The following is a 16,268-nucleotide window of genomic DNA, read 5'->3' on the forward strand; positions in this document are numbered from 1 at the left end:
GATATGTATATCTTTAAAAAACCTGCTCATTGTGAGGGGGACATTGTGAAAAGCGTGGAAGATTTTTTCAAAACATATCATCTTCAGGCGGAGGGAGAAACGATTATTGCCGGGGTCTCCGGAGGCCCTGATTCAATGGCGCTTCTCAGTATGCTGAATAAGCACTTCGGGCATTCCTCCGTTATCATAGCGGCGCATGTCGACCATCAGTTCAGGGGTCCTGAATCTGAAGAAGATATGAAGTTTGTGCAGTCATATTGCGAAGCGGAACACATCCTCTGCGAAACGGTACAGATTGATGTTTCTGCATACGCAAAGAAGAATAAGCTGAACAAGCAGGCTGCCGCGCGTGATTGCAGATATCAGTTTTTCGAAGATCTGATGGCAAAACACCAAGCGAAGTTTTTGGCACTGGCTCATCATGGCGATGACCAGGTTGAAACAATGCTCATGAGGCTTGCGAAAGGTACGCTCGGGGCAGGGCTTGCGGGAATGCAGCCCGTCCGCGAATTTGCATCCGGCTGGCTGATCAGGCCTTTCCTCTATGCGGCAAAGGATGAAATCCTTGAATACTGCCGTCAAGAAGGGCTCAGCTACAGAACGGATGAGAGCAATGCAAAAGACGATTATGCAAGAAACAGATTCAGAAAGACCGTGCTTCCTTTTTTAAAACATGAATCACCTGACGTTCATAAAATGTTTCAAAAGGTGAGTGAAGCACTGACAGAAGACGAACAATACCTGCAGTCATTAACGAAAGAACGAATGAATAAGGTTATTACAAGCAAGTCTGACACATCGGTTGAAGTCAATTCCTCTCAATTGCTTGCCCTTCCGATACCTTTACAAAGAAGAGGAGTTCAACTAATATTAAACTATCTTTATGAAAACGTTCCATCGTCGTTTTCCGCCCGCCACATACAGCAGTTTCTCGAATGGGCGGAAAATGGAAGCGCCTCGGGAGTGCTTGATTTTCCGAAAGGGCTGAAGGTGGTCAAATCATATCAGACATGTTTGTTTACATTTGAACAATGGCAATGTGAAAAAGTTCCCTTTGAGCTGCAGCTGCAAGGAGCGGAAGGCGAGACTGCTGTTCTCCCCAACGGCTTTATGATAGAGGTGGCCGATCAGGCTGACCCTCATATCAAAAATGGGAATGCTGTTTTTATGACAAGCAGAAACAAGGTGCAATTTCCTTTAACAATCCGGACGAGAAAAATCGGCGACCGGATCAAACTTAAAGGGATGAATGGCTCGAAAAAGGTGAAAGATATATTTATTGATCATAAACTGCCTCTGCGGGATCGGGACGAATGGCCGATTGTAACGGATGCGAGCGGTGAAATTATCTGGCTGCCTGGCTTGAAAAAATCCATCTTTGACGATCTTGTGATTTCAAACAGTGACCGCATTGTATTACAATATAGACAGCATGAAAAGTGTAGGGGGCAAGCATTAACATGAAACAGGATATCGAAAAAGTGCTGATCTCAGAAGATGAGATCCAGCAGAAAGTAAAACAGCTTGGAGAACAATTAACAAGCGAGTACAGCGACACGTTTCCGTTGGCAATCGGTGTGTTAAAGGGAGCGCTTCCTTTTATGGCTGATCTTATAAAGCATATTGATACATATTTGGAAATGGACTTCATGGATGTATCAAGCTACGGAAATTCCACGGTTTCTTCCGGAGAAGTCAAAATCATCAAAGATTTGGATACATCTGTAGAAGGCCGGGACATCTTAATCATTGAAGATATTATCGACAGTGGGTTAACCTTGAGCTATCTCGTAGAACTCTTCCGATATCGTAAAGCGAAATCAATTAAGATTGTTACCCTGTTGGATAAACCAAGCGGAAGAAAAGCGGACATTAAAGCAGACTTCGTAGGCTTTGAAGTTCCTGACGCGTTTGTTGTGGGTTACGGACTTGATTATGCCGAACGCTATCGCAATCTGCCTTACATCGGAGTATTAAAACCGGCGATTTATGAAAGCTGATCGGCTGCCTGCTTCCGAGATGGTTATCGGTTGTATTGGAATGATTTTCTATGGTACTATTGAACATAGTTGTGCTTACTGTGGGAGGAGGTAAGGAATGAATCGGGTCTTCCGTAATACCATTTTTTATTTACTTATTTTATTAGTAGTAATCGGGGTTGTGAGTTACTTCCAGACTTCAAACCCGAAAACAGAAAATATGTCGTACAGTACGTTTATCAAGAACCTCGATGAGGGGAAAGTTGATAGCGTATCGGTTCAGCCTGTCAGAGGTGTTTATGAGGTAAAAGGACAGCTGAAAAAATACGACAAAGACCAGTACTTTTTAACACATGTTCCTGAAGGAAAGGGAGCAGACCAGATATTTGATGCAATTAAAAAGACGGACGTAAAAGTTGATCCCGCACAGGAAACAAGCGGGTGGGTGACGTTCTTAACGACGATCATTCCGTTTGTCATCATCTTTATTCTGTTTTTCTTCCTGCTCAATCAGGCTCAGGGCGGCGGCAGCCGTGTCATGAACTTCGGAAAGAGCAAAGCGAAGCTGTATACGGAAGAAAAGAAACGCGTGAAGTTTAAAGATGTAGCCGGCGCGGATGAGGAGAAGCAGGAGCTTGTTGAGGTTGTTGAGTTTCTGAAAGATCCTCGCAAATTCGCCGAGCTTGGCGCCAGAATTCCTAAAGGCGTGCTGCTGGTCGGACCTCCGGGAACCGGTAAGACGCTGCTTGCGAGAGCCTCAGCCGGTGAAGCGGGCGTTCCTTTCTTCAGCATCAGCGGATCTGACTTCGTTGAAATGTTTGTCGGTGTCGGTGCTTCCCGTGTGCGTGATTTATTCGAAAATGCGAAAAAGAATGCGCCTTGTCTGATCTTCATTGATGAGATCGACGCGGTGGGACGTCAGCGCGGCGCAGGTCTTGGCGGCGGGCATGATGAACGCGAACAGACGCTGAACCAGCTGCTTGTAGAGATGGACGGTTTCAGTGCGAATGAAGGAATCATTATTATCGCTGCGACAAACCGTGCGGACATTCTCGACCCTGCATTGCTTCGTCCGGGACGTTTTGACCGTCAGATTACGGTAGACCGTCCGGATGTCATCGGCCGTGAAGCCGTATTACAGGTGCATGCGAGAAACAAACCGCTTGATGAAACGGTGAACTTAAAAGCAATCGCTTCAAGAACACCCGGTTTCTCAGGCGCCGATTTAGAAAACCTTCTTAACGAAGCGGCACTCGTTGCTGCCCGTCAAAACAAGAAGAAAATTGATATGCGCGACATTGATGAAGCGACGGACCGTGTCATTGCGGGTCCTGCGAAGAAGAGCCGCGTCATATCGAAAAAAGAACGCAATATCGTGGCGTACCACGAGGGCGGTCACACCGTTATCGGACTTGTGCTGGATGAAGCCGATATGGTTCATAAAGTAACGATCGTTCCGAGGGGGCAGGCGGGCGGATACGCGGTCATGCTTCCGAGAGAAGACCGTTACTTCCAGACAAAACCTGAACTTCTCGATAAAATTGTCGGTCTTCTGGGCGGACGGGTTGCCGAGGAAATTATCTTCGGCGAAGTCAGCACGGGGGCTCACAATGACTTCCAGCGGGCAACGAGCATTGCCAGAAGAATGGTGACAGAGTTCGGTATGTCAGAAAAACTCGGACCGCTTCAGTTCGGTCAATCTCAAGGCGGTCAAGTATTCCTGGGCCGGGATTTCAACAACGAGCAAAACTACAGTGATCAGATCGCTTACGAAATCGATCAGGAAATTCAGCGCATCATTAAAGAATGTTATGAGCGTGCGAAAACCATCCTGACTGAAAATCGCGATAAGCTTGAATTGATTGCTCAGACATTGCTTGATGTGGAAACATTAGATGCGGAACAAATCAAGCATCTCGTGGATCACGGAAAACTCCCTGAGCGCAATTTCTCAGATGACCATCTTCAAAAAGACGATGTGAAAGTAAACATCCTGTCTAAAACAGAAGACGAAAAGAAAGACGAGCCGAAAGAATAGTTCGCTTTCTGATATGAAAACCGCCGGCGTATACCGGCGGTTTTTTTACTGGTTCCGTTTTGTTTACAAAAGAGCCGCAGATCGTGTATGGTATTGTAGAATGTTGAAAATGTTATGATTAGAAACTATTCAAAAGTGGTGATAGAGGTTGTTACTGGTTATAGATGTGGGGAACACCAACACCGTGATTGGTGTATATCATGATGGGGAATTAGAATATCATTGGCGCATAGAAACGAGCAGGCACAAAACAGAAGACGAATTCGGCATGCTGCTCCGCTCCTTATTTGAACATTCCGGACTCATGTTTGAACAGATTGAAGGGATTATCATCTCATCCGTGGTGCCGCCGATTATGTTCTCTTTAGAAAGAATGTGCACAAAATACTTTCACATCGAGCCGCAAGTTGTCGGCCCGGGAATGAAAACAGGTTTAAATATAAAGTATGACAATCCGAAAGAAGTGGGAGCTGACAGGATCGTCAATGCCGTTGCGGCGATCCAGCAGTATGGCGGCCCCTTAATTGTTGTTGATTTCGGAACGGCGACGACGTATTGCTACATTGATGAAAACAAACAATACATGGGCGGCGCGATTGCTCCCGGCATTACGATTTCAACGGAAGCGCTGTACTCACGTGCGGCGAAGCTTCCAAGAATTGAAATTGCCCGTCCGGACAATATCATCGGCAAAAACACGGTAAGCGCCATGCAGTCCGGCATCCTTTTCGGCTATGTCGGACAAGTTGAAGGTATAGTGAAGCGGATGAAATGGCAGGCATCACAGGAACCGAAAGTCATTGCGACAGGCGGGCTTGCGTCATTAATCGCAAACGAATCAGATTGTATTGATATTGTTGACCCGTTTCTCACTCTGAAAGGGCTGGAAATCATTTATGAGCGAAATCGCGTGGGTCACGTATAGGAGGTAAACGATGGATTATTTAATTAAAGCAATTGCATATGACGGTAAAGTGCGGGCTTATGCAGCCAGAACGACAGATATGGTAAATGAAGCGCAAAGAAGGCATGACACGTGGCCGACGGCATCAGCCGCAATCGGCCGGACGATGACAGCTTCTCTGATGCTAGGCGCGATGCTTAAGGGTGAAGATAAGCTGACAGTCAAAATAGAAGGCGGCGGCCCGATCGGAGCCATTGTCGCAGATGCGAACGCAAAGGGTGAGGTAAGAGCATACGTGTCAAACCCGCACGTTCATTTTGATCTCAATGAACAAGGGAAACTGGATGTCAGACGGGCGGTCGGAACTGACGGAACACTCAGTGTCGTAAAAGATTTGGGCTTGCGTGATTATTTTACGGGACAAGTAGAGATTGTCTCGGGTGAACTCGGTGACGACTTCACATATTATCTTGTTTCTTCTGAACAAGTCCCTTCATCTGTCGGCGTAGGTGTTCTGGTAAATCCTGATAACACGATTCTCGCTGCGGGCGGGTTCATCATTCAGCTTCTTCCGGGGACTGATGAAGAAACCATTTCAACAATTGAAAAGCAATTATCTCAAATTGAACCGATTTCAAAATTGATTCAAAAAGGCCTGACACCGGAAGAAATCTTAGAAGAAGTTCTGGGTCAAAAACCGGACGTTCTCGAAACAATGCCGGTCAAATTTCACTGTTCTTGTTCAAAAGATCGATTCGAAACGGCCATTTTAGGACTAGGCAAAAAAGAAATACAAGATATGATAGAAGAAGACGGAAAAGCCGAAGCGGTTTGCCATTTTTGTAATGAGAAATATTTATTTACAAAAGAAGAACTGGAAGAGCTTCGTGACGAAACAACCCGCTAGCTCTTTAGCGGGTTGTTCTATTTTATAAAAGGGATGGGGTAGATTTTGAAATCGAGAACACTTTTGACGATTATTGTAGCGGCGCTGTTAGTATGCAGTGTGACAGTGGCGTATAAGTTAACAAAATCCCAAGCCGCGGGGTCATCTGAAGAATCCATCGCGACAATCGGTGATAAACATATCACACGGCAAGACTGGATGAAAAAGATGGAAGACCAGTACGGAAAATCAACTCTGGAAGACATGATTAATGCAGAAGTAGTGGAAGAGCTTGCGAAAAAGAATAAACTCACAGTTTCAAACAGCGAATTGGAGCGGGAGTTTCTTTTAATCAAAGCGGTAGATAATTCATTTTATGAAGACAGCCATATTACCGAAAAAGAATGGAGAGACCAGATCCGCTACAACATTCTTCTTGAAGAACTGCTGACGAAGGACATCGATATATCGGATAAGGAAATGCAATCATTTTATAATAAAAATAAAGAATTGTACCATTTCGATGATTCATACAGAATCCGGCACATTGTCGTCAAAAACAAAGATGAGGCGGACAGGGTGCTTGCTGATTTGAAAGGCGGTTCCAGCTTTGAAGCCGTCGCCGCTGAGCGTTCCACGGACAGATACACGTCTCAGTATGGCGGAGACCTCGGCTTTGTGACAGAAAACCAGGAAAATATCCCGCAGGCATATATCACAGAAGCTAAAAATCTTAAAGAAGATGAATGGTCCGCTGAACCGATTAAAGTTTCTTCAGGATACGCCGTCATTCAGCTGAAAGAAAAGCTTAAAGCGAGAACTTTCTCATACAATGAAGTGAAGAGCCAAATCAGACGCCAGATCGCGATGGATCAATTAGGTGACAAGGCGACAGTTAAAACGCTGTGGAAAGAGGCGGGGGTCTCTTGGTTCTACGGGGAAAAAAGAACTAAATGATTGACAAAAAATTTTGAAATTGATAACTTATATTTATAATACCAATAAATTTAGTCGGAAATTGAGGTGTCCAACATGGTGCGTATTGCAAATTCTATTACTGAACTAATCGGAAATACTCCTATTGTGAAATTGAATCGCCTGACGGATGAAAACAGTGCAGATGTATATCTGAAGCTTGAATACATGAATCCGGGCAGCAGCGTAAAAGATCGGATCGGAGTGGCGATGATTGAAGCGGCTGAAAAAGAAGGAAAATTAAAAGCCGGCGACACAATCATTGAACCGACAAGCGGAAATACAGGAATCGGTCTTGCGATGGTGGCAGCGGCTAAAGGTCTCAGAGCCATTCTCGTTATGCCTGATACAATGAGTATGGAGCGACGCAATCTGCTGCGCGCATACGGAGCGGAGCTCGTGCTGACTCCCGGCGCAGAAGGAATGAAGGGCGCCATTAAAAAGGCGGAAGAACTTGCCGAGGAACACGGATACTTTGTGCCTCAGCAATTCAACAATGCGGCAAACCCGGAAATTCACCGCCAAACGACGGGGAAAGAAATCGTAGAACAGTTTGGTGACGACCAGCTTGATGCGTTCGTGGCCGGAATCGGTACCGGCGGAACCATCACGGGAGCGGGCGAAGTGCTGAAAGAAGCATATCCATCCATCAAAATCTATGCGGTAGAGCCGGCGGATTCTCCGGTTCTTTCCGGCGGAAAACCGGGCCCGCATAAAATTCAGGGTATCGGAGCGGGATTTGTCCCTGAAACATTGAATACGGATATCTATGATCAAATCATTCCCGTCAAAAACGAGGATGCATTTGAATATGCCCGTAAAACGGCAAAAGAAGAAGGGATTCTCGGCGGCATTTCTTCCGGAGCGGCCATTTACGCGGCACTGGAAATCGCGAAAAAACTGGGGAAAGGCAAGAAAGTGCTTGCGATCATCCCTAGTAACGGAGAACGTTACTTAAGCACACCGCTTTATCAGTTTGAATAGAGACATACACACGGCTCCCGGCTGTATCCGGGAGTTTTTTTGTGCCTGAAGCATCGGAAATCCAAAAAACGTTTCGAATTTTATGGTTGGAAGTGAAATTCACTTTTTTCACCAGTGTGATTGCTTTAAAATAAAACTACAGTAAAACGAAGCAGAGGATTGATATGATGGCACAACGCAGACCGGCAGGAAGAAAAATACCTTTTACGAAACAAGCATTTTTACAGCGATATGAAAACCTTTCGAAATCGAGAAAACGGCATGTTCTGCTCGAAAGCGCGAGAGGGGGAAGATTCAGTATAGCCGGTCTAGATCCGATTGCGTCCGTCAGAGGAAAAGACGGAATTACAACGATCAAGCATGAGGGGGAAACACTGTTTAAAGAAGGTGACCCGCTGCGGGCCTTTCATGAATGGTTTGGAACGCTCGGAACGGAAACAAACGTTGAGTTTCCGGACTTTCAAGGCGGTGCGATTGGTTTTATCAGTTACGACTACGCCCGATATATTGAGAATTTTAAGATGCTGTCGTTAGATGATCTGGAAACACCTGATATTTACTTTCTTGTTTTTGATGATGTGGCCGTTTATGACCATGAGGAAGAGGCGTTATGGCTCATTACCCATACTGAAGCGGAAGAAGCGGATTTTGCGGAAGAAAAGCTGTCCCGCTTAGAGGACATGTGGTGTTCCCTCCAAACGGCGGACGAGCCTTTTTCACCGCTGAATCGGAATGGGGACGGATCGTACGCCGCTCCGTTCACTGAAGAAGGATTTTCGCAGGCTGTAGAACAAATTAAACAATATATCGCGAGCGGCGATGTGTTCCAGGTTAATTTGTCCATCAGGCAGTCTCAGTCCTTATCCGTTCATCCGTATGAGGTGTATAAACACTTGAGAAACGTCAATCCGTCTCCTTATATGGCCTATCTCGAGACACCGGGGTTTCAAGTGATATGCGGGTCGCCGGAGCTATTGGTGACAAAGAAGGGGAAGAAGCTTGAAACGAGACCGATCGCGGGTACGCGTTCAAGAGGAAAAGACGATGCTGAAGACAAGGCTTTGGCTGATGAATTAATTCACAACGAAAAAGAACGTGCGGAACACGTCATGCTTGTTGATCTTGAGCGCAATGACCTCGGGCGCGTATCGCGCTACGGCTCCGTGCGGGTTAACGAATTTATGGCGATCGAAAAGTATTCCCACGTCATGCATATCGTGTCAAACGTACAGGGAGAGCTGCAGGACGGATATGACGCGACAGACATTATTCATGCGGTGTTCCCGGGGGGCACCATCACGGGAGCGCCCAAAGTAAGAACGATGGAAATTATAGAAGAGCTTGAGCCGACAAGACGGGGGCTTTATACTGGATCTATAGGCTGGTTCGGATTCAACGGAGATTTGCAGTTTAACATTGTGATCCGGACGATCTATGCAGCCGGCGGACATGCTTTCATGCAGTCCGGAGCAGGAGTGGTCATTGATTCGGTTCCGAAGCATGAATACAAGGAATCGTTCAAAAAAGCTTTTGCAATGAAAAAGGCGTTAGAGCTGAGCGAAGAAGAGACAAAAAATTAGACGAGGTGAGCAGAGATGATTTTAATGATTGACAATTATGATTCATTTACGTACAACTTGGTTCAATATTTGGGTGAGCTCGGGGAGGAACTGATCGTCAGACGGAATGACGAGATTACAATTGAGCAAATTGAAGAGCTGGCACCGGATTTCTTAATGATTTCACCTGGGCCGTGCAGTCCTGATGAAGCGGGGATCAGCCTCGAAGCGATCAAACATTTTGCCGGCAGTGTTCCTATTTTCGGCGTATGTCTCGGACATCAGTCGATTGCGCAAGTATTCGGCGGCGACGTCGTCAGAGCGGAGCGGCTCATGCACGGCAAAACGTCAGAAGTTATGCATGACGGACAGACGATTTTTAAAGGGCTGCAAAATCCGCTTGTCGCCACCCGGTACCATTCACTTATTGTCAAAGCGGACACGCTGCCGGATTGTTTTACGGTATCCGCTCAAACCAAAGAAGGAGAAATTATGGCAATCCGCCATAATGAGCTGCCTGTTGAAGGTGTTCAGTTCCATCCGGAATCCATCATGACCTCCTTCGGCAAAGAGATGCTCAGAAACTTTATAGAGACACACCGCAAAAAGGAAGTGACGGTGTGATTATATATTTGAATGGTCAATATATAGAGGAGAAAGAAGCGGCGCTTTCTCCTTTTGACCATGGTTATTTGTACGGGATCGGCGCGTTCGAGACGTTCAGGCTTTACAGCGGCCGGCCGTTTCTGCCGGATGCGCATGTCGCCAGGCTCAACAGGGCGCTTCGGGATCTGCAGATTGCATATGAGGTGAACAAACAGGAGCTGCTTGATATGCTTCGGAGACTGTTGCTCCTCAATGACATCAAGGACGGCAGCGCGCGTGTCCGGCTTAACATCTCGGCAGGCGTCAGCGATAAAGGGTTTGCCGCGCAGACTTATGAAAAGCCGACCGTCCTTTGTTTCGTCAACCGGCTCAATCCGGAAACTCTGCCTGTTCAAAAAGAAGGCAAGCTTCTCTCTATCAGGAGAAATACGCCTGAAGGATATTTCCGGTTAAAATCCCATCACTATTTAAACAACATGTATGCTAAACGGGAGATCGGGAATGATCCCAATCTTGAAGGCATTTTCCTGACCGGAGAAGGAGATGTCGCGGAAGGCATTGTCTCCAACGTGTTTTGGCGAAAAGGAGACAAGGTCTTTACGCCATCCTTGGATACGGGAATTCTCGATGGTGTAACGAGACAGTTTGTCATTGATGAATTGAAACGGCAGGGGACAGAAGTCACCGAAGGCCGATTCCGTTTTCAATCAATGCTTGAAGCGGATGAAGCATGGTTGACAAACTCCGTGCTTGAAATCATCCCGTTTTCTAAAATAGAGGAAGTGCCGCTGCCCGGAGTGAGCGGAAAAACGGTGCAATTGCTCCGTAATCAGTATCAGCAGGAAATAAACAAAATGAATGTACAGGAGGAGGAACAAAATGGCGCAGCAAACAATTGAACAGCCTAAACTGATTCATACAAAAAAAGGCGCTCTTTCCTATAAAGAGAAGACGCTCGTTATGGGGATATTAAATGTAACGCCAGACTCCTTCTCTGACGGCGGTAAATACGACAGTACGGAAAGGGCGCTTCTGCATGCGGCGAAGATGGCTGAAGAAGGGGCGCATATCATAGATATCGGCGGCGAATCGACAAGACCCGGCGCATCACTCGTGTCGGCTGATGAGGAAATGTCACGAGTCATCCCCGTCATAGAGCGGATCACAAGCGAGCTGGACATTCCGCTTTCAATCGATACGTACAAAGCGTCCGTGGCAGACGAAGCGGTCAAAGCGGGAGCCTCTATCCTTAATGACATCTGGGGGGCGAAAGGTGATCCTGACATGGCGTCAGTAGCCGCCGCACACGGGGTTCCGATTATCTTAATGCATAACCGCATGGAAAGAAACTACAACGATCTTATTCCTGATATGCTTGCAGACTTGATGGAAAGCGTAAAAATTGCCGCGGAAGCCGGCGTCACAGATGAAAATATGATTCTGGATCCGGGGATCGGCTTTGCGAAAAACTATGAGGACAATCTGGCTGTCATGAACAAGCTGGAGGTGTTCAGCGGGTTAGGTTATCCGCTGCTCCTGGCGACATCGAGAAAAAGGTTCATCGGCCGTGTGCTTGACCTTCCCCCTGAAGAACGTGCCGAGGGGACGGGAGCGACAGTATGCCTTGGCGTCCAAAAAGGCTGCGACATTGTGAGGGTGCACGATGTCAAAGAGATCGCAAGAATGACTAAGATGATGGATGCTATGTTGAACAAAGGAGGCGTACATTATGGATAAAGTATATGTGGAAGGTATGGAGTTTTACGGATATCACGGCGTGTTCGAAGAAGAAAACAAACTCGGCCAGCGCTTCAAAGTAGACCTGACTGCCGAACTGGACTTGAGCAAAGCGGGAAAAACGGATGACCTCTCTTATACCATTAACTATGCGGAATTGTACAGTGTCTGCCGCGGCATCGTTGAGGGCGAGCCCGTTAATTTGGTCGAGACCCTTGCGGAACGGATCGCAGACACCGTCCTTGAGAAATTTGAGCCGGTGCAGCAATGTACGGTAAAGGTTGTTAAGCCTGACCCGCCGATTCCCGGCCATTATAAATCAGTGGCCATAGAAATGACGAGAAAGAAATCATGAACAATACGGCATATATCGGCCTCGGCTCCAATATGGGCGACCGTGAACATTATTTGCGTCAGGCAGTGGCCATGCTCAGCCGGCATCATGGCGTGACGGTGTCAAAGGTGTCCTCCATATATGAAACAGATCCCGTCGGCTATGAGGATCAAGATCAGTTTCTCAATATGGCGGTTGAAGTGAAAACGTCGTTATCTCCTTTTGAACTTCTTGATGTAACGCAGAGCATTGAAGCTGAATTAGGCAGAACGAGAGAGATTCGCTGGGGACCGCGGACGGCAGACCTTGACATTTTGCTGTATAATCGTGAAAATATTGAAACAGAGCGGCTGATTGTTCCGCATCCGAGAATGTATGAGCGCTTATTTGTCCTTGCGCCGTTAAAAGAAATATGTCCGCAGGCGGATCATATCACGATAAGCGCTGAAACAAACCAAGAAGGTGTAAGAGTATGGAAGCAGAAATCTGGGGTAGGCGAATTCGTGCATTCAGAAAGCTGAAAGGTTATACTCAAGAAGGATTTGCAAAAGCATTAGGTATATCAGTTTCTATTGTCGGTGAAATTGAACGCGGAAACCGATTGCCGTCAGATGCCATCATTCAAGCTGCGGCAGATGTTTTAAATATAAGTGCGGACGAATTGGCCCCGCCTGAAAAATAGACAAATGAAAGGAGGGGAAAAATGTTTAAAATCGGTGATATTCAATTGAAAAACCGGGTTGTGCTTGCCCCTATGGCCGGTGTCTGCAACTCAGCGTTCAGATTGACTGTAAAGGAATTCGGAGCCGGATTGGTATGCGCTGAAATGGTCAGTGACAAAGCGATTCTTTACAACAACGCAAGAACAATGGGGATGCTTTACATTGATGAACGTGAAAAACCGCTCAGCCTTCAGATTTTTGGAGGAAAAAAGGAAACCCTTGTGGAAGCGGCGAAGTTTGTAGATCAAAACACGACTGCTGATATTATTGATATTAACATGGGATGTCCCGTACCCAAGATTACAAAATGTGATGCGGGCGCCAAATGGCTTCTCGATCCCGATAAGATTTATGAAATGGTATCCGCAGTAGTAGATGCTGTTGATAAGCCGGTTACAGTGAAGATGAGAATGGGCTGGGATGAAGAGCACATTTATGCGGTGAAAAATGCCCAAGCCGTTGAACGTGCCGGCGGAAAAGCCGTTGCCCTGCACGGACGCACAAGAGTGCAAATGTATGAAGGCACTGCGAACTGGGATATCATTAAAGAAGTGAAGCAATCCGTCTCCATTCCCGTCATCGGAAACGGTGATGTCAAAACGCCTCAGGACGCGAAACGCATGCTTGAGGAAACAGGAGTTGACGGCGTCATGATCGGCCGGGCCGCACTCGGCAACCCGTGGATGATTTACCGTACGGTGCACTACCTTGAAACCGGCGAGTTAAAAGACGAACCGAAAGTCCGTGAAAAAATGTCGGTATGCAAACTGCACTTAGACCGCCTGATTAAGTTAAAAGGCGAAAATGTGGCAGTCAGAGAAATGAGAAAACACGCTGCCTGGTACCTGAAAGGTGTCAGAGGCAATGCGAATGTACGTAACGAAATTAACCAATGTGAGACGCGTGAAGAAGTTGTGCAGCTTTTAGATGCATTTACCGCCGAAGCAGAGGCAAAAGAGCTTCAAGATGCAAAAGTAGGTTAATATACACCCTCTATTGCTGCTCACTGCCAGCTTACCGCTGGCAGTTTTTCTGCTTTTTCGTGAAATCAAAATGTAACGGAGTGATACCAATGAGTCAAGAAGAGCAAAATCATGAGGAATTGAACGACCAGCTGCAAGTCAGACGAGATAAAATGAACCAGCTGAGAGAAAACGGCATTGACCCTTTCGGCGAACGTTTCGAGAGAACGCATCAATCTCAACAGATCATTGACGCCTACCAGGAGCTTTCTAAAGAAGAACTGGAAGAAAAAGCGATCGAAGTGACCATTGCAGGCCGTATGATGACAAAGCGCGGAAAAGGGAAAGCCGGCTTTGCGCATCTGCAGGACTTAGAAGGTCAAATTCAAATTTACGTAAGAAAAGACAGTGTCGGCGAAGAACAATATGAAATCTTTAAATCTTCAGACCTCGGAGACGTTATCGGCATCACGGGGAAAGTTTTCAAAACAAACGTAGGCGAGCTTTCTGTCAAAGCGACATCTTTCGAACTGCTGACAAAAGCACTGCGTCCTCTTCCTGATAAATATCATGGGTTAAAAGACGTTGAACAGCGTTACCGCCAGCGCTATCTCGATCTCATCGTAAACCCTGACAGCAAACAAACGTTTATCACACGCAGCAAAATCATCCAAGCGATGAGAAGATACTTAGATGACCATGGATACTTAGAAGTTGAAACACCTACGATGCACAGCATACCGGGAGGAGCGTCTGCACGCCCGTTCATCACGCACCATAACGCACTCGACATGCCTCTTTATATGCGTATTGCGATTGAACTGCACCTGAAACGCCTGATTGTCGGCGGATTGGAAAAAGTCTACGAAATCGGCCGCGTGTTCCGTAACGAAGGTGTTTCTACACGCCACAACCCTGAATTCACGATGATCGAGCTGTATGAAGCGTACGCCGATTATAAAGATATTATGAGTCTTACGGAAAACCTCGTAGCACATATTGCGCAGGAAGTGCTTGGAAGCACCACAATCCAGTACGGCGAAGAGCAGATTGATCTGAAACCTGAATGGAAACGACTCCACATGGTAGATGCGGTCAAAGAAGCGACAGGTGTAGATTTCTGGAATGAGATGACTGTTGAAGAAGCGCGCGGTCATGCAAAAGAGCATGGTATCGAGATCACAAACTCAATGACGGTGGGTCATATCATCAATGAATTCTTCGAACAAAAAATTGAAGAAACACTCATTCAGCCTACATTTATTTACGGCCACCCTGTAGAGATTTCTCCTCTTGCTAAGAAAAATCCGGAGGACCCTCGCTTTACAGACCGTTTTGAGCTGTTTATCGTCGGCCGTGAGCACGCTAATGCGTTTACGGAGCTGAATGACCCTATTGACCAGAGGGAACGCTTTGAAGCGCAGTTAAAAGAAAGAGAAGAAGGAAACGATGAAGCGCATATGATGGATGAAGACTTCGTTGAAGCTCTTGAATACGGCATGCCGCCGACCGGGGGATTGGGTATCGGTATCGACCGCCTTGTCATGCTGTTAACAAATGCTCCGTCTATCAGAGACGTTTTATTATTCCCTCAAATGAGACAACGATAATAAAAGGGAAGGCGCCGTTTCTGCTTATCGCAGTACGGCGCTTTTTTAGAAACAAGCCGCTCGTAAAACTTTTTTGATTTTCTTTTAAAAAACTATTGCACTATTATTTGTGAGGTGGTATATTATTATTCGTTGCCGCTAAACAAGGCGCTGACGAAAAAAGAAATTTAAAAAGTTGTTGACTTCAAGAGATTGATAAGATATAATAATAAAGTCGCTTGAACAAAAGACAAAATGATCTTTGAAAACTAAACAAGACAAAACGTACCTGTTAATTCAAAGTTTTAAATAAATCGCACAGCGATGTGCGTAGTCAGTCAAACTACTTTATCGGAGAGTTTGATCCTGGCTCAGGACGAACGCTGGCGGCGTGCCTAATACATGCAAGTCGAGCGGACAGATGGGAGCTTGCTCCCTGATGTTAGCGGCGGACGGGTGAGTAACACGTGGGTAACCTGCCTGTAAGACTGGGATAACTCCGGGAAACCGGGGCTAATACCGGATGGTTGTCTGAACCGCATGGTTCAGACATAAAAGGTGGCTTCGGCTACCACTTACAGATGGACCCGCGGCGCATTAGCTAGTTGGTGAGGTAACGGCTCACCAAGGCGACGATGCGTAGCCGACCTGAGAGGGTGATCGGCCACACTGGGACTGAGACACGGCCCAGACTCCTACGGGAGGCAGCAGTAGGGAATCTTCCGCAATGGACGAAAGTCTGACGGAGCAACGCCGCGTGAGTGATGAAGGTTTTCGGATCGTAAAGCTCTGTTGTTAGGGAAGAACAAGTGCCGTTCAAATAGGGCGGCACCTTGACGGTACCTAACCAGAAAGCCACGGCTAACTACGTGCCAGCAGCCGCGGTAATACGTAGGTGGCAAGCGTTGTCCGGAATTATTGGGCGTAAAGGGCTCGCAGGCGGTTTCTTAAGTCTGATGTGAAAGCCCCCGGCTCAACCGGGGAGGGTCATTG

The 16,268-nt window shown here is 46.7% G+C and carries 16 protein-coding genes and 1 rRNA gene (1 of these 17 cut by a window edge); all 17 read left to right on the top strand.

Annotated features, from left to right (window positions below; all coding sequences use genetic code 11):
* Positions 1 to 45: 45 nt before the first annotated feature.
* On the top strand, positions 46 to 1,464 hold the full coding sequence (gene tilS / locus NSQ37_RS05720) for a tRNA lysidine(34) synthetase TilS (RefSeq protein ID WP_341123404.1): 1,419 nt from the start codon (positions 46 to 48) through the stop codon (positions 1,462 to 1,464).
* Positions 1,461 to 2,000 (top strand): hypoxanthine phosphoribosyltransferase, encoded by a 540-nt coding sequence (gene hpt / locus NSQ37_RS05725; RefSeq protein ID WP_004264611.1) that lies wholly within the window; start codon positions 1,461 to 1,463, stop codon positions 1,998 to 2,000. Before tilS ends, hpt begins: the two co-directional genes overlap by 4 nt.
* A gap of 97 nt (positions 2,001 to 2,097) precedes the next feature.
* On the top strand, positions 2,098 to 4,017 hold the full coding sequence (gene ftsH, locus NSQ37_RS05730) for an ATP-dependent zinc metalloprotease FtsH (protein ID WP_007615201.1): 1,920 nt from the start codon (positions 2,098 to 2,100) through the stop codon (positions 4,015 to 4,017).
* A 148-nt stretch (positions 4,018 to 4,165) separates the two neighbouring features.
* Positions 4,166 to 4,942 (top strand): type III pantothenate kinase, encoded by a 777-nt coding sequence (locus tag NSQ37_RS05735; RefSeq protein WP_015239030.1) that lies wholly within the window; start codon positions 4,166 to 4,168, stop codon positions 4,940 to 4,942.
* A gap of 10 nt (positions 4,943 to 4,952) precedes the next feature.
* Positions 4,953 to 5,828 (top strand): Hsp33 family molecular chaperone HslO, encoded by an 876-nt coding sequence (gene hslO, locus NSQ37_RS05740; protein ID WP_004264606.1) that lies wholly within the window; start codon positions 4,953 to 4,955, stop codon positions 5,826 to 5,828.
* Positions 5,829 to 5,873: 45 nt separating this feature from the next.
* Positions 5,874 to 6,764 (top strand): peptidyl-prolyl cis-trans isomerase, encoded by an 891-nt coding sequence (locus tag NSQ37_RS05745; RefSeq protein WP_039062448.1) that lies wholly within the window; start codon positions 5,874 to 5,876, stop codon positions 6,762 to 6,764.
* Between the two features lie 75 nt (positions 6,765 to 6,839).
* Positions 6,840 to 7,766, top strand: coding sequence for a cysteine synthase A (gene cysK / locus NSQ37_RS05750; RefSeq protein WP_007615206.1), 927 nt, complete (start codon positions 6,840 to 6,842; stop codon positions 7,764 to 7,766).
* A gap of 167 nt (positions 7,767 to 7,933) precedes the next feature.
* Positions 7,934 to 9,346, top strand: a complete 1,413-nt coding sequence (gene pabB / locus NSQ37_RS05755) for an aminodeoxychorismate synthase, component I (RefSeq protein WP_015239032.1) — start codon at positions 7,934 to 7,936, stop codon at positions 9,344 to 9,346.
* A 15-nt stretch (positions 9,347 to 9,361) separates the two neighbouring features.
* Entirely contained in the window at positions 9,362 to 9,949 is a 588-nt protein-coding gene (gene pabA / locus NSQ37_RS05760) for an aminodeoxychorismate/anthranilate synthase component II (RefSeq protein WP_015239033.1), read from the top strand.
* Positions 9,946 to 10,830 (top strand): aminodeoxychorismate lyase, encoded by an 885-nt coding sequence (gene pabC, locus NSQ37_RS05765; protein WP_080491658.1) that lies wholly within the window; start codon positions 9,946 to 9,948, stop codon positions 10,828 to 10,830. The genes pabA and pabC overlap by 4 nt, the downstream gene beginning before the upstream one ends.
* Complete coding sequence (folP, locus tag NSQ37_RS05770; protein WP_007409946.1) at positions 10,811 to 11,668, top strand: dihydropteroate synthase; 858 nt, start codon at positions 10,811 to 10,813, stop codon at positions 11,666 to 11,668. Before pabC ends, folP begins: the two co-directional genes overlap by 20 nt.
* Positions 11,661 to 12,023 (top strand): dihydroneopterin aldolase, encoded by a 363-nt coding sequence (folB, locus tag NSQ37_RS05775; protein WP_003150671.1) that lies wholly within the window; start codon positions 11,661 to 11,663, stop codon positions 12,021 to 12,023. The genes folP and folB overlap by 8 nt, the downstream gene beginning before the upstream one ends.
* Positions 12,020 to 12,523, top strand: coding sequence for a 2-amino-4-hydroxy-6-hydroxymethyldihydropteridine diphosphokinase (gene folK, locus NSQ37_RS05780; protein WP_007409947.1), 504 nt, complete (start codon positions 12,020 to 12,022; stop codon positions 12,521 to 12,523). The genes folB and folK overlap by 4 nt, the downstream gene beginning before the upstream one ends.
* Positions 12,475 to 12,684: a helix-turn-helix domain-containing protein gene (locus NSQ37_RS05785; RefSeq protein ID WP_043020639.1), complete on the top strand. Its 210-nt coding sequence runs from the start codon at positions 12,475 to 12,477 to the stop codon at positions 12,682 to 12,684. The genes folK and NSQ37_RS05785 overlap by 49 nt, the downstream gene beginning before the upstream one ends.
* A 21-nt stretch (positions 12,685 to 12,705) precedes the next feature.
* On the top strand, positions 12,706 to 13,707 hold the full coding sequence (gene dusB / locus NSQ37_RS05790) for a tRNA dihydrouridine synthase DusB (protein WP_007409948.1): 1,002 nt from the start codon (positions 12,706 to 12,708) through the stop codon (positions 13,705 to 13,707).
* Positions 13,708 to 13,796: 89 nt separating this feature from the next.
* Positions 13,797 to 15,296 (top strand): lysine--tRNA ligase, encoded by a 1,500-nt coding sequence (gene lysS, locus NSQ37_RS05795; RefSeq protein WP_014416740.1) that lies wholly within the window; start codon positions 13,797 to 13,799, stop codon positions 15,294 to 15,296.
* Positions 15,297 to 15,623: 327 nt separating this feature from the next.
* Positions 15,624 to 16,268: ribosomal RNA gene (locus NSQ37_RS05800) — 16S ribosomal RNA — on the top strand; it runs 905 nt beyond the window's last position.

Source organism: Bacillus sp. FSL P4-0334, assembly GCF_038004825.1.
Lineage (GTDB): Bacteria > Bacillota > Bacilli > Bacillales > Bacillaceae > Bacillus > Bacillus velezensis.